We start from the raw sequence: 19,220 nt of genomic DNA, 5'->3' as shown, positions 1-19,220 counted from the left end.
AGGCCAAAAAATGGTACTATCAAACTTTGAGGAAAACTTACAAAAGTATGCAAAACTTCTTGTCGCAAAAGGGTTAAATGTTCAACAAGATGATTGGGTGAAAGTGTCAATTGCTGTAGATCAAGCACCTTTGGCTCGTTTGATTACAAAGGAAGCCTATGACTTAGGTGCGGAAAAGGTCATCATTGAGTGGTCTGATGATGAGATTACAAAACAACATTATACCCATCAACCAGAAGAGGTGTTGATAAACATTCCAAAATACAAAATTGAGGAATCAGAAGATCATGTACTCAATCACCGGGTTTGTAGGCTCACCATCTTATCAAATGATCCTGGTTTATTAAATGAAGTGGATCCTAGTAAAGTGGCTGCGTTTCAAAAAGTAGCTGGAAAAGCATTTAAAGCACAGCGTGTAGCCACACAAAATGATGATTTGAAATGGACTGTTGCCGCTGCTGCTGGGTCTGGATGGGCAAGCCATGTATTCCCTGACTTGAATACTTCTGAAGAACAAGTTGATGCCTTGTGGGATCAAATTTTTAAAACATGCCGTGTTTATGATGAGGATCCAGTTAAAGCATGGGATAAGCATAAGGAAACATTGAAGGAGAAAGCAGGAAAACTAAATGATTATCAGTTTGATGCGCTCCATTACAAGGCACCAGGCACAGATTTAAAACTCGGCTTACCCAAAAACCATATTTGGATGAGTGCGGAAAGCTTTGATCCAAAGGATGTAGAGTTTATTGCCAATATGCCAACAGAAGAAGTATTTACTTCCCCAGATACCCGTCGAATGGATGGGGTTGTTCGTAGTACAAAACCACTCAGTTATGCTGGGACGTTAATTGAAGGGATTGAAGTTCATTTCAAAGATGGTAAAATCGTGGATATTTCCGCTGAAAAGGGCGATGAGACTATTAACAAGTTGGTAAAAGATAACGACGGAGCTACTGGGTTAGGTGAAGTTGCTCTTGTTCCCGATCCATCCCCTATTTCACAATCAGGGATTACCTTTTTTGAGACATTGTTTGATGAAAATGCTTCTAATCATCTAGCCATTGGTGCATCATACCCGACAACCATTCAAGGTGGAAAAGAAATGAACGAAGAAGAACTTGAAAAGCATGGTATGAACGTGTCCGATACCCATGTAGACTTTATGATTGGTTCCGAAAAGATGAACATTGATGGCATTAAAAAGGATGGCACAGTTGTACCAATCTTCCGTAATGGTGACTGGGCGTTTTAGGATAAGTGAATGGAATAAATTTCAAATGAAGACATCGTTTCTGGAAAACTTTATTCATCCTGCAACAACTAAAATGTAGATAAGCAGTTGTTGCAGGTAAAGCATTTTGTTCTGACTCTACAATAGTCTTGGCTGTTGGCAAACTATGGAGTTGACTTTCATAGGTGCTAAATGCACTTCATCATGACCTGCTCCAAGTTGATGTAAATGTAAAGGTAGCTTCAAAAAAGTGACTTCCTAAAGAGGATGTCACGTTAAATTTTGTTTAAATATAAGCATTCGTTTTTTAAATATAAAGACAGCTAGGATCGAGATAATAATAAGATGAACGATTAAATTCATTTGTTCATTAATTAATAATGCACCGAGTTGATTAAATATTGCATAGTTAATAAATAGGTAGATGAACCCAGTCACAAGCCATGCAATGACATAGTGGAATAATCCAGCTATCCTAGGAAACTTATTCGTTCCGATTAGAACAATAGAACTATATAATAAAAAGATGAGAACAAACAAGACAACATCCCAAAAGTATATAGCCTTTCCACTGGCAATATGGATAAACCAATTGTGATGCCCATAAAAAACTACAAAACCTCCAATCGCTATGACATCAACAACAACTGCAGCAATATATCCCAATCCGATAAAATATGTAGTAATCCGAATAAGTAAAAATATAAAAAATAAAGCAATTAACAAACTACCAAATATCATTCAAACAACCTACCTTACTCTCTATATATAATTATATATTATCATAATGAACAACAGCCATGGCATAAATATTGAAAAAAGACCAGCGTCAAACGCGCTGGCCTCTTGTGATTAAGTATCTATTTATTTCACTTTCTCTTTCTCCACATTCACGGTCCACTTGAATTCATCTTCTACTCTTCCATACTGAATGCCTGTAATTGTATCGTATACTCTTTTAGAAAGCTCACCTGTTTTGCCATCGTTAATATAAATGTGTTTACCTTCCCAGTATAATTCACCAATTGGGGAGATGACTGCCGCGGTTCCTGTCCCAAAGGCTTCTTCAAGTGCACCTTCTTGATGTGCTTGGTAAAGTTCTTCAATAGATATTTTTCTTTCAGACGCAGGGATGTTCCAATGTTTTAAAAGATGAATGACAGAATCTCTAGTCACGCCGGAAAGAATACTGCCGCTAAGCATTGGCGTAACGACTTCTCCGTTAATTTTGAAAAAGACGTTCATGCTCCCAACTTCTTCAATATATTTCCGTTCAATACCATCCAGCCACAAGACTTGAGAGTAACCTTCCTTTTCAACAATTTCTTGAGCTTTTAGACTGGATGCATAGTTTCCGCCTGTCTTCGCTTCACCTGTCCCACCTTTAACTGCACGGACAAATTCATTTTCCACGGCTATTTTTACCGGCTTAATCCCTTCTTTGTAATAGGAACCTACAGGGGACATTATGATAATAAATTTGTAATGTTGAGATGGTGCGACACCAAGAAATGGCTCAGTTGAAATGACAAAAGGACGGATATAAAGAGATGTCCCTTCAAGGTGAGGGACCCATTCTTTGTCTATTTCCACCAGTCTTTTTAGTGCCTCTAAAGCGAGGTCTTCGTCAATTGGAGGAATGACTAGACGATTGTTTGATAAGTTCAAACGCTTGACGTTTCGGTCAGGCCTGAATAATTGAACTCGACCGTCTTCAGTCCTGAATGCTTTTAATCCTTCGAAGACTGATTGACCGTAATGAAAAACCATTGAAGCGGGACTGATTTTCAAGTCTTGGTAAGGAACAATCCTTGCATCATACCACCCTTGTTCAGCATTGTAATCCATCATGAACATATGATCAGTAAACTCTGTTCCAAAAACAAGTTCATTAGAATTTGGCTTGTTTTTTCGTACTGGGCTCACTTCTACTTGAATGTTTTGATTAGCCATTTTTAATGCACTCCTTTTTTAATCTTTCATTGAACTTATTCATAATTCACAAGAAGTATGTGATTGGTAAACTACTTCACTGAACTTGCATTTTTAGATCGCCAACAATAACTTTACCTTGACGCTCGAGTAACTGGTATACGCCAACGGAAATAACGGCTGGTAGACACACACCGATAAAGAGATACATAACAAAGATACCTATTCCTTGGTTAACTAATATATTTAGTGGTGCAATCATTGAGTTCAGTCCCAAGCCTGCCAGTTCGTATGGAACTTCAAAATTAAAGATAAATATCGCAAGCGGTGCACAAATCACTGCGGATAAAAACGGTCCAGCCACGAGTGCCGGTCTTTTCACTAAGTTTGGTACTTGTACTTTTGGCGTAATAAGTGATTGAGCAATATTGGCTCCGAGTTCATTTTGTTTAAAAGACATCGCTGTCCAACCTGCAAATTGTGCTGTACAGCCAATTAAAGCCGCTGCACTTGATATTGGGTCAAGCTGAAGTGCAATCGCAATGGCTGCAGATGATGCTGGTGACATGAGGAAGATGCTCCAAACAAGAGAGATGATCATCGCTCCGATTAATGGTGACCCAGAGACAGCATCAGCAATTTTTGCGCTGGTGAGCTCTAGTAAAGGTGTCACAACTGCCGCAATCCCAACACCTGAAACTCCTCCAACAAACACACCTGCAAATGGGATGGCCATCATATCCAATTTGGTTTTACCAGTAATCCTTTTGCCAATCCAAATCGCAATGGCTGCTGCTAAGACGGCACTAATGGGTTGGCCTGTGGTCAGCTCCCAAGCCCCACTTGCGTTCAACGTTAAAGCATTGGCCCCAACCGTGGACGCAGCCATCGCACTAAATATGACGAGTGTATTTCCTCCTAATTGCTGAGCAATACCTGCACCAATAGCGGGTGCGAGCATCAATTGGCAAACCATCCCAACTGTGGTAAAGCCTTGCCATCCTGTAAACGTTCCTAACGTTTCAATTAGAAGGCCAATTCCCAATGTCACCAACACGGCATTCGCAAGCCCGACTGATGCCTTATATGCTCGATCTACTAAATAATCTTTTGTTTCTTTCTTCATCTTTTTGCCTCCTAATTTTATTTTTTAAGCTATACCATTTTGATTTTTCAGTTATTTTTACGTTGAAACTTTAGCAGCTTTTCACCTCTCATTTTTGGTTCGAAAATTATTATTTTAAATCAAAAAAGCCCTTTCCTCCCTTCAACGCATTTCTGCCTATGTGCAGAATGAATTGGGGAGAAAAGAGCTCCTTTCCTCGGTACCACCCAGATTCACAGTATCCTCACGAATACTGCCTCATCAGCTGTTTTTAAAACAGCCCATTTTTGATAACAGGTAATGGGAACTACCTGGCCAAATCTACTATAAGTGTTCGACTCGGCACTCAGGGAAGAGAATAGAAATACGGTGCGATTCTAAGCTCTCACCTTGCTTAGATCTCTGTCAATGCACGGATGTATTCCTAAGGTCCCGTCTAGGATTTAATCTATTTTCTTTTGAATAGTATCTTGATGGAAAATAAGTTTAGGTAAAAATCATTTAAAAATTTTCAGATATTAGTTACATATATTATACCGTTTTTTTGAAGAGGTCAAGAGGAAAAACCAAAATAAATAATAAAAAATAATAGTAAGCGTTTGCAATAAAATGAATGGCAACTACGCATATTCAATGGAGTATTTTCTCTTTTTATGCAAAACTCCTGTTCGTCATGCTATATTATAATCAGACATTTCAATCAAAATCATTTCACTACTGAACTCCATAAACAAGGTAACTTATCCATGCCACTATTAGTCAAAGAAGAAATCCCCGAGTTACAGGCTAAATGAAAAAATAGCATTACTTACAGGTGGGCGATTTTTCGGTGGGACCCATGGAAAATCAAAACCCTAGACAAGCTATCGTATAGTTTGTCTAGGGTTAAATGTCTATCACTTTTTAACATTTTCAGTCAAGAAGTCTCCATCTTCAAGCGTGTGAAGGGCGATAGATATGAAGTGTTCTTTGATAACTGGATATATGTGGTTGCGTGGAAAAACTAAATGTGAAAACCAAGCTATCCTTCCATGCGTAAAATATCCAAGGTAACGAAAGAAACTCCGAATTGTCGGACATCTAGGGCAGGAACTTCCCGAAGTAACGCTCATGGAGACGAAAGGTTGCTTTCGTCGTGGAAGTGAGAAGCTCCGACTTCAAGCGTAGCTAAGTGGAGAGTAGTTCACCTGGAGCCATGTATGTATTTCATTAAATAATGGATATATATGGATTTACTACAAGTACAATATTCTAGTTAGGATTATAAACAATGAGTCAACAGTTCAATTCTTTCTAGAAAATCGGTAGTTTTTCCAGATACAGAATATCATCCTTGTTTGCTGCATCTCCTTCAGCGAGAATGGCTGCTTTAGCGACAATATCTGCACCAGCTTTTTGAACGAGTTCTTCAAGGGCTTTCATGGACTCTCCCGTGCTGATAACGTCATCGATTAATGCAACACGTTTCCCTTTAATCAGTTTAACATCCAGTTGATCAAGACATAATATTTGTGCCTCTTGTGTTGTAATGGAATTCACTTCATGTATTAATGGGTTTTCCATGTAAGCTTTCGCACTTTTTCTAGCTACGACGTAATGTGTCATGTTCAATACTTTCGAAATTTCGTGGACAAACGGAATGCCCTTTGCTTCAGCTGTTACTAGTATATCTGCCTCTGGTAATTTTTCTGCCAAAGCTGGTGCTGCGGCAGTGACCAGTTCTGTATCACCCAAAACAACAAAACTAGCTATTTTTATCTGATCATTTATTGGAATGATAGGTAAATAGCGTGTAACCCCAGCTACACTTAGTTTATAGGTTTCCATGGTTATACCTCCCAATTTTTAAACTCCGAAAATTCCTAATAAAAATTGTATAATTACACCTGAAAGCATACCTAGAAATGGGTCAGAAATTGCTGTGACAACCATTGTCATCCCACCAACGAGACTAGACCCAGATGCGTCACCTGTAAGAGCAGCTTGCGCATTGTCTGGTAAAGTAACAATCGCTCCCAATACAAACAAAAAGCCAACGATTGAGGCGCTAGGTACATATTTACCTATTTTAGGTAGTAGCTTCAAAAATAAGATGATAGCCATGATGACCATCATAATGACGCCTGCTAACACGGCATGTGGTGCACTTGCCGTAGCAGATATCACAACTTCAACAGGTCCACCGCCAAATAAAGCAGAAGCCATATCTGCAAGACTACTAATCATCGTAATGGTGTCTACGTTGACAGTTGAATCAGCAATATCTCCATTTATTTTACCAAAAGCGATGTTAGCTCCAATGTTCAAACAGGCCATTGCGAATGCCCCGCGAATAACGGCAGGGTTTACGATGAGTTTCTGCAGTTTAAACTTATCCTCTTTTACATTCTCTGTAACCCCTACTTTGTCTTTTTCCATGAAATAGTGAATTATACTAGATAAAATAACGGATATAGTAATCGTGTAAACAAGGTCTGTTGTTGCCATGTAAACAATCAATGCACTGATTAATGATGAGATACCTACGACTCTGTCATTCTTTGACATATCCCAGGCAACCTTAGCGAGCATAATTCCAACACCAGCCATCATACCATTAGTAATGATTGGTCCAATCCAAGTAATAATGGTTTCCATTAAGCCAAATAACCCGATAACAAGCATAATTAGTGCACCGAAAAAAATCATGGATAAACGTTCCCTAATATTTTTTCCCAATGTGCCAGCTACAGTAATAGTTTCTGCTTGAAATGAAATAACGGCGACATTGCTTGTAAGTGTATTTCCGAATGCACCAATAACGAAAGCAATGGCTGTCGGAACAGATGCAAAACCGAATGTCATGGCAAGTAATCCCTGTGGTAGCCCGTTGAGGACACCACTTATCGCTGCAAGTAAGTCTTTAATTACATCCATTTGAAAACTCCTTTTTACCTCCGAACCTAGAAAAGTGCCTAAAAAGACAAAAAAGCCTTTCGTGGAAGGGCTTTTAGGCAATGAGCACCGTCCATAGTAGAGTAATTTATGGTTACTCTGTAGAAACTCCCGGTCCATATTACCAGGATTATACGAAGTGTGATATCTATCATTTCACGAACAATAATATCATTAGTGAATATAATGTTCAATATTTAAAGTTATTTTATTTTATTTTAATTATAGAACGCACTAATGTTAAGCAAATTACGAACTTTTAAATGCCTTGTGCAGTGCGTTGTTCAATTGTTTATGTCTTGTTTAAGTGGGGTGCATATATGTGTAGTTGATTGACTGAATTTCCTCTTAACATTTCACAAATAAAAAGCGCCTATAATCGACGTTGCGATTATAGGCATAGCATAATTTCTATTAAATTTTAAACCTATTAACAAGTTTATTAAGTTGATCTGCCATTTGAGCTAGTTGTTCTGAGCTTCCGGCAACTTCTTGCATGGAGCTACTTGATTGTTGTGCAGAAGCAGCTGTTTGTTCAACGCCTGCTGCGGCTTCTTCTGAGACAGAGGCAATCTCTTCGATGGAGTTATTCATGTCTTGACTACTTGAAGCAATGTCTGCCAAATTGGTAGTGATCACTTCAATATTGCTATTCATTGTCTTAATAGATTTACTGATATCACCGAATGTATGGGCAGTTTTTTCTATTTGAGCGGTTCCCTCTTCAACTTCGCTGTAGCCTTCTTCTAATGATTTTGCGACATTAGATGATTCTTCTTGAATATTACTAACGATGCTAGTGATATGGGAAACAGAATCTGCTACTTGCTCAGCTAATTTCCGTACTTCATCCGCTACAACCGCGAAGCCTTTTCCATGTTCACCTGCTCTAGCTGCTTCTATAGCGGCATTTAATGCTAACAAGTTAGTTTGTTCAGCAATTTTTTTAATCACAGATACTAATTCTGAAATCTCCTCGGAGTGCTGCTCTAACTTGCTCATTTTGTTTACTGCTTCATGAACGATTTCATTTATTGTTTCCATTTGTTTCGTTGAGGCGTCCATTAACTGAGTTCCTTCGTTTGTCATTTGCTGTACGTCTTTAGAAGACTGTATCGCATTTTTACCGTTATCATTCGCTTCTTCGGCTTTAGCTGTAAATATTGACATATTAGAAGAAAGATTGCTTGCACTGTTGGCTTGTGTTTCCGTTCCTGAAGCTAGTTCTTCCATGGTAACGGCAACTTGTTCAGTCCCAGCTTTTACTTCATCTGCAGCTTGTGACATTTCTTCACTTTGGGCAGAGACCGAAGTGGATACGTTGTTTATTTCAGTTAGTAAATTGCGCGTATTGTCTGTCATGGTGTTGGTTGCTGCTATCAATTGGCCAACTTCATCCTTTGACGAAGATTCCAATGCCGTGTCAGTAAGATCCCCATCAGCAATCTTATTCATGCGATCCATAACCCTAACAATACCTCTTCTGATACTATTAGCAGTAATGAGTGCCACAATAATACCAAGCACCAATGCAACAACTGTGATTAATAATGTTACCCAAAAGTTCAAGGTACCGTAATTCTTCATCTGTTTTTTTGCTGCATCTGCTTCAGATTGTCTTTCACTGGCCATTTCTTCTAGGTCAGCAGTGATTTCTGCTTCCAAAGGCCGTACCATGGAAGCCATGAGGTCTTGGGCACGCTGCTTATTCCCCTCTTCATACGAATCAATGACTTTATCTGTCAGGTTGCCCCATTCTATTTTTTTATTAATAATTTCTTCTGCTTTCTCTTGATCGGCACTCATCTTAACGAACTTCTCTTCTAACTCAAATGATGCCTCGATGCCGTCATTAAATTCATTCTTTAAAAATGTGTCTCCATATAATATGTAGCCACGTAATAATGACGATCGTTCTTGCATGTTAATAATCATATCTTTATCAGTGATAAGTGGAGCATATTCATTTTCTAACATATCATTTGTTAGATTATTCGACTGCCGGATTGAATTTAGATTAGCTGCGGCTATTAAAAGTAATACAATTAATACGATACTAAAGCCGGCTAGAATCTTAGTACGTATACTTTTAAAATTAAAGTTAATGCGTTTTTTCATTATTGGTTCACTCCTGTGTAGGTAAATTGATGCTCTTTAATATATCGACGTAATAATTAATAAATGTAGTTCATAACGGTAAATGCCATAGACGTACTTCTCTTAATCTCCAACTGGGGGATAACTTGATTCATGGAAAAGGAGGAGTTAAAGCAATATCGGATCCTCGAAGTTCGGAAATACTGGTATCCATTTTAATTTAGACCAATTTGTGAATAAATTAACACTATTTACTGTAAACATGCTTTAAATATTGTGAAATTAATCACAAAATGTTATTATTAATTTATAGTAATTGAATATTTGATGGGATATTGAGTCGCATTTCTAGTAATACTAAAATTTACAATAGAGGAAAGTGTGATTAAAATGATGAAAATCATGATGTTTGGTGTTCGTGATGATGAAAGAGCTGCTGCAAAAGAGTGGGCGGAAAAAAATAATGTAGAGGTCACTTTTTCTACGGATATTTTGACTCTTGACACAGTCGAGCAATTAAAGGGTTATGATGGTGTGACGACACAGCAATCAATTAAGTTTGATGAAGGTGTTTATGAGCGTTTAAACGAATTAGGTATTAAGCAAATTGCTCAGCGTAGTGCGGGATTTGATATGTATAATCTTGAACAGGCTCGTAAAAGTAATATTATTATTTCGAATGTGCCAAGCTATTCACCTAATTCAATCGCAGAGTATGCGGTTACGTCAGCACTTCAACTTGTTCGTAAGACTCATTTAATTGATCAAAAAGTAAAAGAACAGGACTTCAGATGGCAAAAGCCGATTATGTCAAGAGAAGTTAAAAGTTTGGAAGTCGCCATTATTGGAACAGGCCGGATCGGTCAAATAACCGCTAGAATTTTTAAGGCATTTGGCTGTAAAGTAGTGGGCTATGATTTATACCCAAATGAACAGGCTAAGGAATATCTTGAGTACAAAGATAGTGTGGAAGATGCGGTGAAGCATGCAGATATCGTTTCCATTCATATGCCTGCGACAGATGATAATTATCACTTATTTAATGAAGACTTATTTGGTGCATTTAAGCAGGATGCAGTCTTCGTCAATACGGCAAGGGGGTCCATTGTTGATACGAAGGCATTACTAAGAGCATTGGATTCTGGTAAACTATTTGGAGCGGCCCTAGACACCTATGAAAATGAAAGTATCTATTTTCCTAAGGATTGTCGTGATAAAGAAATCACAGATCCCATGATGATTGAATTAATGGAGCGCGATGACGTCATTCTCACGCCTCATATCGCTTTTTACACAGATATTGCCGTGCAAAATTTGGTGGAGGGCGGTTTAGATGCAGCTTTATCCGTCATTAAAACAGGCACTTGTGAGACGAGGGTTAATTAAAAGTTCTCAATAGGGTAAGTTGCTTATCTGTTTTTAAATATTTACGAAGCCGCCAGAAAAGAGGTTTACTCTTTTCTGGCGGCTTTGTTGTTCAATATGATAAGTTATGAATGTTGACTTATTACCCATAGGGGTATATAGTATTGGTGCGAATAAATTATTATATAGTTATATTCCAAAATATATATTCTTCGGATAGAAAATTTTAAATGAATACAAAGTAGATTGACTAAAGGAGAGATTTTATGAGCGAAAAGGTATTAGTTGTCGGCGGTGTTGCAGGAGGAGCTTCTACTGCAGCTAGAGTTAGAAGGCTAGATGAAAATGCCGAAGTTATTATGTTTGAAAAAGGTCCTCATGTTTCCTTTTCAAATTGTTCTTTACCCTATCATTTAAGCGGTATTGTGGAAGATAGTGAGAAACTCGTGTTAATGAATCCAAACACCTTTAAAAATCGCTACAATATTGAAGCACGAGTAAATCAAGAAGTTATTCAAATTAATCGTGAGGTAAAAACAATTACGGTTAGAGACCTTTTAACCGAGCAAACTTATGATGAAAGCTATGATAAGTTAGTTCTTTCACCCGGAGCAAGTCCAATCAAGCCGCCTCTTGAAGGGATTAATAATCCGAACGTGTTTACGGTACGTAATGTCGTGGATATTGAGAAAATCATGTCATTCGTTAAGTTAAATAATGTGAAAAACATTGCAGTCATTGGTGGTGGGTTTATTGGTGTTGAAGTAGCTGAAAACTTCCGCTTGGCCGATTACAATGTAAATGTATCATTGGTGGAATTCGCTGACCAAGTGATGGCGCCTTATGACTATGATATGGCACAAATCCTTCATAAAGAAATGGTGGATCATGGGGTCGATCTTATTTTAAATGATGGATTAGATACAATCGGTGATGGCTACATTAAGACCCAATCCGGCAAACAAGTCGGTGCTGAAGCAGTGGTGTTAGCGATTGGCGTTAGACCGGAAAGGAAATTGGCAGAGGGAGCAGGTCTCGAAATTGGTGAAACAGGAGCCATTAAAGTAAATCAGCATTATTTAACTAATGATAAGGATATTTATGCAGTGGGGGATGCGATTGAGGTGTATCACCGTCAATTACACAAACCAACACGTCTGGCGCTTGCTGGACCTGCGCAAAAACAAGCACGTGCAGCGGCTGATCATATGTACGGCATCCCTAGTCGAAATCTAGGTGTCATTGGTTCTTCATCTATTCATATGTTCGATTTGAATGCTGCATCAACCGGCTTGAACGCTAAAATGGCAGACCAAGCAGGCTTCAAGCACGACTATGTTTACGTTATGCCAGGAGATAAAGTAAGCCTCATGCCAAACAGCAATCCAATGCATTTTAAATTAGTGTATGAAGTAACGACTGGTAAGATTTTAGGTGCACAAGCTATTGGTAAAGGTAACGTGGATAAGCGAATTGATGTCATTGCTACGATGATTACAATGAATGGCACACTTGAAGATTTAAAAGACCTTGAATTAAGTTATTCACCAATGCTCGGTACAGCAAAAGATGTAGTGAATCATGCGGCATTAGTAGGACTCAATCTTCTTTACGGTCGTTATGAAGAAGTGAAAGTATCCCAAGTCCGTGAGCTTATAGAAGAAGATGCGTTCATTATTGATGCTCGTGAAAAGAATGAATACCAGACTGGTCATTTGATAAACTCGATCAATATTCCATTAAGTGAATTTAGACAACGTTTAGATGAAATCCCAAATGATCGTCCTGTCTATATCCATTGCCGTTCAGGTCAGCGAAGTTACAATATGGTTATCGCTTTAAGAAATTTAGGCTATCAAAATGTCTATAACATTTCCGGTTCTTATTTAGGAATTAATCTATATGAATACTATAATGATATCACGACTGATAGAGAAAAGATTGTTACCGAGTATAATTTTAGGTAAGCAGAGGAGAGGGTCAGATGAGTATTTTCTCATGGCTAATTATTATTTTGTTAGTCATATTTATAATTAATCGTTTCACGCCTACGAAGGGTGTTAACAATATAACAGTACAAGAAGCTAAGGATAAGTTAAAAGATAAACAAATTCAGTTGATCGATGTCAGGACACCTGGCGAATATAAGACAAATCATGCCAAACGTTTTAAAAATATTCCCCTTGCTGCTTTACCGAAAAAGATTAATGAATTGGATAAAGGTAAAGAGACCGTTGTTATCTGCCAAAGTGGCATGCGTAGCGCAAGAGCAGCAAAAATATTAAAGAAACAAGGGTTCAACCAAATTTACAACGTAAAAGGCGGCATGAATGCTTGGTATTAGAAAGGATTTTAATTGATGACTAAACAAACAACAACAGAAGAAATTACACAACGAATTCAAAATGGAGAAAAATTTTCAATTATAGACGTTCGGGAAAGTTTTGAAGTAATGAACGGAAAAATTTCAGGTGCTAAGCATATAGCTTTAGGAGACTTAGCCTCACACTTGAATGAATTAGACAAAAATGAAGAGCATGTTCTAGTATGCCAATCAGGCGGTCGGAGTAAGGCGGCGTGCGGATTACTAGAAGCGAATGGTTTTAAAGCAGTAAATATGGTTGGCGGAATGAATGATTGGAAAAGCCAACTCGAAGATTAACAAAACACCGAAAAGGTTATTTCAAGATTATAGATAAGTCATAAAAAGCCAAGCGAGCTGAGAGAAGTAAACTCTCGGCTTTTTTGGCTTTTAAAGTACTCAGTTTAAAGTGTGATTTGTAGTGTAAGAGTGCTTTACTTTTTTAAAAGAATAACTAATCATTATTTAACTTATTATTCACAATATTCCTTTTTGCCTTTCTTTGATCAGCCCGATAAAACATCACGAGTTGACGTGCTTTTTCTGCGTAGTTTTTATGGACGGATATCTCAATGTTGTTCTTAATCCTGCCGAACCCCAACGTTGCCTTCCAGTCAATGGGAACCGAAAATTTTGGCTTTAGGGCATTATTTTTTAACATTGCAAACACATTATGTGACTCCCCTACCCTTTGCTCATTCGTTTCATAGACCGTGATTCTATCTTTCTTGTCTTTAAAAAAGTAAACGAACATGGCAATGAATATAATAAGTGTGGTTATCGACATGATATATCACCCTTTGGAAAATTTCTTTTGCTGTACAAGTTAATTTGCGATTATTAGAAAGTTTCCCCAAAGTTGTTCACTGTATAACAGGATTAAGCTAACTTATATTTTGAAGTGGCTTACTAATAACTCGAGATTTGAGCGGTAATCTATAGTTCAAAGAAAAAGACTGAACGATGCAATCATCATTCAGTCTTTCAAGTTTAAAATTTACAGGTTTAATGGGGTTAAATGAATATAATAATCATTTAGCGACAAGTACTGGACATTCTGCTTGCTCAGTTACCCTTTTGCTTACACTTCCCATGACGAACCTTTTAATACGGCTTAAACCACGGCTTCCAATAACAATTAAATCTATGTTATTGTCTCTTGCATACACTTTAAGTTCATATGCCGGTTTTCCGAGTAATGTTTCATAGGTCACATCAATATTGCTTGTAATAGTACTTCTGGCACTTGATAATACCCGTTCTGCTTTTTTCTTACCAGGATTATTAGAATTTCTTGGTGTGGGCATAGGTCGTGTGGGTACAGGTCCGGGTCCAACATAAGTATGGGTTGAATAAGACTCCTCGTCTTTGTCTCTGGATTGATCATAAACATAAGCAACTGTTAAAGAGGCATTCTTATCCTTAGCAATATTTTCTGCTAAAGTTAATGCTTGAACGCTATCTGAGGAACCATCAAAAGCGACTAAAATGTTTTTAAAATAATCTGAACTCATATCATATCAATGCTCCTTATAAATTAATTAAGTAAATAGACAAGTTGATAACTGTTATCCTCATCTATTCTCCTAAATACATTATATTAAACTCACATTAAGCCTATGATATACTGTTAAAAAGCCCACCTATCACTTTTCTCTGTTTTATGGACGGGAAAAGATTAGGTGGGCATAGTTATGAAAAGTATTAAATTATTTAACTACGAGCACTGCACATTCAGCATCATTGGTCACTTTCTGGCTGACGCTGCCCATGACAAGTTTTTTAATGCCATTAATGCCACGATTTCCGATTACAATTAAATCTGTATCATCCTGTTTGGCATAGTCGATAATGGCATGTGCCGCGTGTCCTATTAAAGTTTGGTAACCAATAGGAATGTCACTTTCAAAATTTTCACGTGCGTCAGACAATACTTTATCGGGCCTATTTTCGTCTAAAACGGTCTGATTATGGGATGGAGAGGATTCGAAACGTGGTGGAATATTTTCTGTCCCTACATAAAGACCTGTTTTGGAAATATCAAAGGCGTTATCTACTGAATTATCATAGTAAACAGCATTATTTTCATTCTTTTCTTGGACATGTACAACAGTCAACGTGGCATCATGATCTAAAGCAAGGGTTTCAGCCGTTTCCAGCGCTTTCAAACTATCTGAAGATCCATCAAAAGCTAGCAGTATATTTTTATAACGTTTCATGTGAAACTCACTCCTTACCAAGTATTTGAGTGAAACTGTAAAATCTACTTACTATATACACCTAAATCTTAGAGCTTAAACGCCTAGCAATTTATTTGAGGAATAATTGGACTTTCTGATAGAGGCAAGTCACATGGGGGAAAGAATTTAATTTTAAACTTAAATTTTTTCACCTAATAAGATTAAAAGTTTGGCCACTGGTTTTCCTTTATCAATTCTTTCATGGGTCTGTTTATCAATCCTATATCCCCACGCAATCACTCCGCTCATTTCATCAATTTCAAATAAGTAGTTTGGATTCTCCTTATATTCACGAATATCCCCTGCATGAAATTGATCTTGATCCAACATATAAGATTGGACAATTTCTATTTTACGTTTATAGACAGCGATGTAATTTCTTTGATCCAAATTTTCAGCTTCGGCTAACCTTTCTTTCAAGTCGTTTTCTTCCTCTTGTAATTGATTCAGGGAATATCGCTTGTAATGATGCGACATGAGTCACCTCCTAGGAGTATTAAAATTAAAAATCTATACCTTTATTATAACATCTAAATAGGTTTTTCAGTATTGACTTCTAGTCCATTATTAACATTCAGTTTATACTGAGCAAAAGAAAGGTTAGAATTTGACACCGATTATTTTAATCTTTCAAATGTAAGCCTTACATAACAAAAAAGCCGTTATAATTAGAGGATAATATTAGTAATAACGGCTTTTACCTACATTTGAGATATCCGGCATCAGATAAAAACCCCGATGTCGCGGAATAAGCTCACAATTTTTTAATCGTAAAGTTGTCATTCAACAGTGCCCAATTTTGTGGAAATGGATATCCCAGTGCCCAGTAACTAACCCCACGTAAGTTATAATTTTTTATCAAGTCAAATTTAGCTTGAGCGCTTCGTGCATCTTCAAACCAAACTTCATGTCTACGCCCTTGTTCGTCAGTATAACGGAAAAACGGTGATTGAGACTCTGAATCATACTGGATTGTAGCACCAAATTTTACAGCACGTCGAACGGCCTCTTGGGCACTGAATGTTTCAGCCTCCTGTCCTTCAACATGTGGAATCAGCCAATCCCTTGCGTAAATTTGAAATCCTAAAACAACCTTGTCGGCAGGCATGACGGATAAGGCATATTCTACCACACGTCTCATTTCATTAATTGGGGAAATGGATTGTGGTGGGCCAAAGCGGTACCCCCATTCATATGTCATCAGAATGACAAAATCAGCAATCCTGCCGTGTGCTTCGTAATCATGGGCTTCATATAATGTGCCTGTTTGTGTACCACTGACTTTTGGTGCTACAGCGGTAGAGACAAAATATCCTTTAGGATGAAGTTCATCAACAGCGAGTTGAAGAAACTGATTATAGAGTTCCCGGTCTGCGGGTAAGACGTTTTCAAAATCAACGTTTAATCCTTGATAGCCCTTTTCATCCATAACTGAGATGATGTTATCAATGACTTTCTCTCTTAAATCAGAACTAGCTAAAATGGTATGGGCTAAATTTGAGCCCGTCGCTGTAGAAGAAAAGTTGGTAATGGACATCATTGGGACGGCTCCTTGAGATTTTGCAGCTTGAATCATGGCGTCGTCCTGTAAAGGTGTCAAGCTTCCGTCTTCAGTAATCTGGTAGGCGAATGGACTTAAATACGTAAGCAGATTGCCAATTTCATTAATTGATGTCACAGCTTCTCCAGGCGGTTGATAAGTATAGGCATTAGTTTCAATGATTGGCTTTCTTCTTGGGATGATTATCTGTGTTCCTGGATAAATAAGATCGGCATTTTGTATTCCATTTTCATTTAAAATAGCCTGCACCGTGACTCCATACTGATTGGCAATTTGTGCTATCGTTTCACCGGGTTGAATTGTATGAACGATGGGAGGGATGAAGAGGATATCCCCGATTTCGAGTTGATTAGGATTGGACAGATGGTTTGCTTGAATGATTGCATCCACACTTACGCCGTACTGCTGAGCAATCGCCCATAATGTTTCCCCACTTTGAATGATATGAGAGGTACCATGAACAGGAATGACAAGGGATTGACCAGGTATTAATTGATTTGGGTTCTCCAGCTCGTTTAATTGCACAACTGATTGAAGATTGAGGTTATATCGATTTGCAATTTGCCATAAATTTTCCCCATTTTTAACAACATGTATCAACAATTGTAAACACCACCAATGTAAACGTTATGTTAATCTATGCATCTTTTAAAAAATAGTGCATTAACCCAGATAGTATGAACTGGAAGATTTGGTGGATGGAAGGTACAATAAACGTAAGTGGATAGGTGATACCGTGAAGTATACAAATATTGTTAATGGAAAATTTATTCGGCGTGTGAATCGATTCATCGCTGAAGTGATGGTCGAAGGATTCAAAGAACAAGTACATATTAAAAATACTGGACGCTTAAAGGAACTACTTTTACCGGAAGCGCAAGTATTGCTGGAAAAGTCTCAGAATCCAAATAGAAAGACTAAGTACTCAATTAGTGCAGTGGTTAAACATGGGCGTTGGGTCAATATTGATTCCCAAGCACCAAATAAAGTGGCTTATGAAGCAATCCAAGCTGGAAGAGTGTCGGAGCTTGGTTTTGTTAGTAATTTAACAAGAGAAGTAACATTTAATTCATCACGTTTTGATCTCTATTATGAAAAGCAGGGCGAAGAAGGTTTCATTGAAGTGAAAGGAGTAACCTTTGAGAAAAATGGCGTCGCGATGTTCCCTGACGCACCAACAACCAGAGGGACAAAGCATGTTTTAGAGTTAATAGACGCACTTGATGAAGGGTACACAGCAACGGTTTTGTTTATCATTCAGATGAAAGGTTGCCATACTTTCACTCCATATGCTGAAATGGATCCTGCATTTACGGAGGTTTTGCTTAAAGCGCAACGAAAAGGTGTGCGTATTTTAGCATATGATTGTTTGGTGGATGAAGAGTATATAGCCTTGGATCAGTCCATTCCAATAGATTTATTATGATAAAAACAAACTACGAATCAAAGGAGATATGTAAATGGGTAATAAAAAGAGTAAAATGCCTTTTATATTTATTGCAGTTGTGTTAGTTATCGCAGGTCTAGCTGATCTTAAATACAAGGGTAAGTTTTATCAGTCTCTGCCGAAATCAGTTCAAGGGAGTATGAATCAATATCTCCATTGATTAGAGCTTGTCTAATCAAGGAGATCTATTTGAACATAAAAATTGGATATTTTCTCTCCTTTTAGTTATTAATGATGAACGTTCCTCGTTTTTAAGATAATCGTGCCGAAATACACTAATAAGTTAGGTTGATGACATAATAAATCCCGAGCAACTCAATAATTGTTAGGTCACCAGTGTCCATGACAGTTCTTAATGATGGTGGGATTTTTTTATCTATCCTAATGGTCACACAGCTGTGATCATTTAAGGTGACTTCACACGTTCGGTTGAATGGATCTTTTTTAAATACGTATTTTTGCTTATTTTTGTGATATGCCATACGTGGATTCGTGCTGATTTTAGTTTTATCTTCCAACAGAAACTTATTTTCTTTAGCAGGATCATTCAAAAATATATCCCATTTTAACTTTTTGAGATTAGACTTAAAAGATTGCTCTCTTATTTCTAAACGATTATCTTTATCCTCGCCATCAATGTGAATCGTTTCTAAAAAAGATAATGATAAAGGAGAGTAATGAATAAGATTTTCTCGTAAACTTTTATACTTTCTCTGAATATACCCCACTTGCACATTTTTCGAATCAGTAATTGTTATTTGTTTGCTTGAATAATTCCACATTGGCAAAACCGTAAAAAATTCCATCGACATTCATCCCTTGCTTCTAAGTCATTATTCAATTGCTACATTTAACTGCAAAATTTAGCATGAAATAAGTGTTGATAAACGAAAAGTATGATACTTATATTTAATTAATGCCCCTTTCATCTACGTAAAATTTT

The 19,220-nt window shown here is 37.5% G+C and carries 19 protein-coding genes and 1 riboswitch; of the genes, 7 read left to right on the top strand and 12 right to left on the bottom strand.

Translation table 11 applies throughout. The features are described 5' to 3' along the window. The first annotated feature begins 10 nt into the window (after positions 1 to 10). Positions 11 to 1,255 (top strand): aminopeptidase, encoded by a 1,245-nt coding sequence (locus tag KQI49_RS05235; RefSeq protein WP_216487305.1) that lies wholly within the window; start codon positions 11 to 13, stop codon positions 1,253 to 1,255. Between the two features lie 249 nt (positions 1,256 to 1,504). On the opposite strand, the gene KQI49_RS05230 is transcribed toward KQI49_RS05235, so the two are convergent. The 6 genes from KQI49_RS05230 to KQI49_RS05205 form a co-directional block, all read right to left on the bottom strand. Then, on the bottom strand, positions 1,505 to 1,975 hold the full coding sequence (locus KQI49_RS05230; protein WP_216487304.1) for a hypothetical protein: 471 nt from the start codon (positions 1,973 to 1,975) through the stop codon (positions 1,505 to 1,507). 123 nt (positions 1,976 to 2,098) lie between these two features. Beyond that, the gene (locus KQI49_RS05225) at positions 2,099 to 3,187 is read right to left on the bottom strand and encodes a branched-chain amino acid aminotransferase (RefSeq protein ID WP_216487303.1); all 1,089 of its coding nucleotides are present in this window, start codon (positions 3,185 to 3,187) and stop codon (positions 2,099 to 2,101) included. 76 nt (positions 3,188 to 3,263) lie between these two features. Further along, positions 3,264 to 4,292, bottom strand: a complete 1,029-nt coding sequence (locus tag KQI49_RS05220) for a PTS sugar transporter subunit IIC (RefSeq protein WP_216487302.1) — start codon at positions 4,290 to 4,292, stop codon at positions 3,264 to 3,266. 1,272 nt (positions 4,293 to 5,564) lie between these two features. After that, a complete protein-coding gene (locus KQI49_RS05215; protein ID WP_216487301.1) occupies positions 5,565 to 6,098 on the bottom strand; it encodes a phosphoribosyltransferase family protein in 534 nt (177 codons plus the stop codon). Positions 6,099 to 6,116: 18 nt separating this feature from the next. Continuing rightward, positions 6,117 to 7,187 carry an NCS2 family permease gene (locus KQI49_RS05210; protein WP_216487300.1) on the bottom strand — a complete coding sequence of 357 codons (1,071 nt, stop codon included), beginning with the start codon at positions 7,185 to 7,187 and terminating at the stop codon, positions 6,117 to 6,119. Between the two features lie 74 nt (positions 7,188 to 7,261). Then, positions 7,262 to 7,363: riboswitch (purine riboswitch) on the bottom strand. Positions 7,364 to 7,619: 256 nt separating this feature from the next. Next, positions 7,620 to 9,323 (bottom strand): methyl-accepting chemotaxis protein, encoded by a 1,704-nt coding sequence (locus KQI49_RS05205; protein WP_216487299.1) that lies wholly within the window; start codon positions 9,321 to 9,323, stop codon positions 7,620 to 7,622. A 369-nt stretch (positions 9,324 to 9,692) separates the two neighbouring features. Between KQI49_RS05205 and KQI49_RS05200 the strand changes: the two genes are divergently transcribed. The 4 genes from KQI49_RS05200 to KQI49_RS05185 all read left to right on the top strand — a co-directional run bounded on the left by KQI49_RS05200 (position 9,693) and on the right by KQI49_RS05185 (position 13,329). Then, a complete protein-coding gene (locus KQI49_RS05200; protein WP_216487298.1) occupies positions 9,693 to 10,688 on the top strand; it encodes a D-2-hydroxyacid dehydrogenase in 996 nt (331 codons plus the stop codon). Positions 10,689 to 10,933: 245 nt separating this feature from the next. Then, on the top strand, positions 10,934 to 12,634 hold the full coding sequence (locus KQI49_RS05195; RefSeq protein WP_216487297.1) for an FAD-dependent oxidoreductase: 1,701 nt from the start codon (positions 10,934 to 10,936) through the stop codon (positions 12,632 to 12,634). Between the two features lie 17 nt (positions 12,635 to 12,651). Further along, positions 12,652 to 13,011, top strand: a complete 360-nt coding sequence (locus tag KQI49_RS05190) for a rhodanese-like domain-containing protein (RefSeq protein ID WP_216487296.1) — start codon at positions 12,652 to 12,654, stop codon at positions 13,009 to 13,011. Between the two features lie 15 nt (positions 13,012 to 13,026). Further along, entirely contained in the window at positions 13,027 to 13,329 is a 303-nt protein-coding gene (locus KQI49_RS05185) for a rhodanese-like domain-containing protein (protein WP_216487295.1), read from the top strand. A 154-nt stretch (positions 13,330 to 13,483) separates the two neighbouring features. On the opposite strand, the gene KQI49_RS05180 is transcribed toward KQI49_RS05185, so the two are convergent. The 5 genes from KQI49_RS05180 to KQI49_RS05160 all read right to left on the bottom strand — a co-directional run bounded on the left by KQI49_RS05180 (position 13,484) and on the right by KQI49_RS05160 (position 17,433). Beyond that, complete coding sequence (locus tag KQI49_RS05180; protein ID WP_216487294.1) at positions 13,484 to 13,816, bottom strand: hypothetical protein; 333 nt, start codon at positions 13,814 to 13,816, stop codon at positions 13,484 to 13,486. Positions 13,817 to 14,060: 244 nt separating this feature from the next. Continuing rightward, positions 14,061 to 14,543 (bottom strand): universal stress protein, encoded by a 483-nt coding sequence (locus tag KQI49_RS05175; protein WP_216487293.1) that lies wholly within the window; start codon positions 14,541 to 14,543, stop codon positions 14,061 to 14,063. Between the two features lie 195 nt (positions 14,544 to 14,738). Next, a complete protein-coding gene (locus KQI49_RS05170; protein WP_216487292.1) occupies positions 14,739 to 15,248 on the bottom strand; it encodes a universal stress protein in 510 nt (169 codons plus the stop codon). 159 nt (positions 15,249 to 15,407) lie between these two features. Continuing rightward, entirely contained in the window at positions 15,408 to 15,746 is a 339-nt protein-coding gene (locus KQI49_RS05165; RefSeq protein ID WP_216487291.1) for a DUF1811 family protein, read from the bottom strand. Between the two features lie 277 nt (positions 15,747 to 16,023). Beyond that, positions 16,024 to 17,433: a LysM peptidoglycan-binding domain-containing protein gene (locus KQI49_RS05160; protein ID WP_216487290.1), complete on the bottom strand. Its 1,410-nt coding sequence runs from the start codon at positions 17,431 to 17,433 to the stop codon at positions 16,024 to 16,026. 91 nt (positions 17,434 to 17,524) lie between these two features. Here KQI49_RS05160 and sfsA point away from each other — a divergent pair, with 91 nt between their 5' ends. Together sfsA and KQI49_RS05150 are read left to right on the top strand one after the other, a co-directional pair. Continuing rightward, entirely contained in the window at positions 17,525 to 18,256 is a 732-nt protein-coding gene (gene sfsA / locus KQI49_RS05155; protein WP_371817521.1) for a DNA/RNA nuclease SfsA, read from the top strand. 34 nt (positions 18,257 to 18,290) lie between these two features. Then, positions 18,291 to 18,437: a hypothetical protein gene (locus KQI49_RS05150; RefSeq protein WP_216487289.1), complete on the top strand. Its 147-nt coding sequence runs from the start codon at positions 18,291 to 18,293 to the stop codon at positions 18,435 to 18,437. A 115-nt stretch (positions 18,438 to 18,552) separates the two neighbouring features. Here KQI49_RS05150 and KQI49_RS05145 read toward each other — a convergent pair whose 3' ends face one another. Continuing rightward, positions 18,553 to 19,083: a tubby C-terminal domain-like protein gene (locus KQI49_RS05145; RefSeq protein WP_216487288.1), complete on the bottom strand. Its 531-nt coding sequence runs from the start codon at positions 19,081 to 19,083 to the stop codon at positions 18,553 to 18,555. Positions 19,084 to 19,220 lie beyond the last annotated feature (137 nt).

The organism is Virgibacillus sp. MSJ-26 (genome assembly GCF_018918075.1).
Taxonomy (GTDB): domain Bacteria; phylum Bacillota; class Bacilli; order Bacillales; family Amphibacillaceae; genus MSJ-26.
The sequence above is the reverse complement of the archived record's forward strand: the minus strand, read 5'-3'. Positions and strand labels throughout refer to the sequence as shown.

Excerpts from the sequence above, each read along its gene's own strand:
- KQI49_RS05165 (WP_216487291.1), bottom strand. The coding sequence starts at position 15,746 with ATGTCGCATCATTACAAGCGATATTCCCTGAATCAATTACAAGAGGAA.
- KQI49_RS05235 (WP_216487305.1), top strand. The coding sequence starts at position 11 with ATGGTACTATCAAACTTTGAGGAAAACTTACAAAAGTATGCAAAACTT.
- KQI49_RS05195 (WP_216487297.1), top strand. The coding sequence starts at position 10,934 with ATGAGCGAAAAGGTATTAGTTGTCGGCGGTGTTGCAGGAGGAGCTTCT.
- KQI49_RS05185 (WP_216487295.1), top strand. The coding sequence starts at position 13,027 with ATGACTAAACAAACAACAACAGAAGAAATTACACAACGAATTCAAAAT.
- KQI49_RS05180 (WP_216487294.1), bottom strand. The coding sequence starts at position 13,816 with ATGTCGATAACCACACTTATTATATTCATTGCCATGTTCGTTTACTTT.
- KQI49_RS05225 (WP_216487303.1), bottom strand. The coding sequence starts at position 3,187 with ATGGCTAATCAAAACATTCAAGTAGAAGTGAGCCCAGTACGAAAAAAC.
- KQI49_RS05190 (WP_216487296.1), top strand. The coding sequence starts at position 12,652 with ATGAGTATTTTCTCATGGCTAATTATTATTTTGTTAGTCATATTTATA.
- KQI49_RS05230 (WP_216487304.1), bottom strand. The coding sequence starts at position 1,975 with ATGATATTTGGTAGTTTGTTAATTGCTTTATTTTTTATATTTTTACTT.
- KQI49_RS05215 (WP_216487301.1), bottom strand. The coding sequence starts at position 6,098 with ATGGAAACCTATAAACTAAGTGTAGCTGGGGTTACACGCTATTTACCT.
- KQI49_RS05145 (WP_216487288.1), bottom strand. The coding sequence starts at position 19,083 with ATGGAATTTTTTACGGTTTTGCCAATGTGGAATTATTCAAGCAAACAA.
- KQI49_RS05170 (WP_216487292.1), bottom strand. The coding sequence starts at position 15,248 with ATGAAACGTTATAAAAATATACTGCTAGCTTTTGATGGATCTTCAGAT.
- KQI49_RS05150 (WP_216487289.1), top strand. The coding sequence starts at position 18,291 with ATGGGTAATAAAAAGAGTAAAATGCCTTTTATATTTATTGCAGTTGTG.
- KQI49_RS05210 (WP_216487300.1), bottom strand. The coding sequence starts at position 7,187 with ATGGATGTAATTAAAGACTTACTTGCAGCGATAAGTGGTGTCCTCAAC.
- KQI49_RS05220 (WP_216487302.1), bottom strand. The coding sequence starts at position 4,292 with ATGAAGAAAGAAACAAAAGATTATTTAGTAGATCGAGCATATAAGGCA.
- KQI49_RS05175 (WP_216487293.1), bottom strand. The coding sequence starts at position 14,543 with ATGAGTTCAGATTATTTTAAAAACATTTTAGTCGCTTTTGATGGTTCC.
- KQI49_RS05200 (WP_216487298.1), top strand. The coding sequence starts at position 9,693 with ATGATGAAAATCATGATGTTTGGTGTTCGTGATGATGAAAGAGCTGCT.
- KQI49_RS05205 (WP_216487299.1), bottom strand. The coding sequence starts at position 9,323 with ATGAAAAAACGCATTAACTTTAATTTTAAAAGTATACGTACTAAGATT.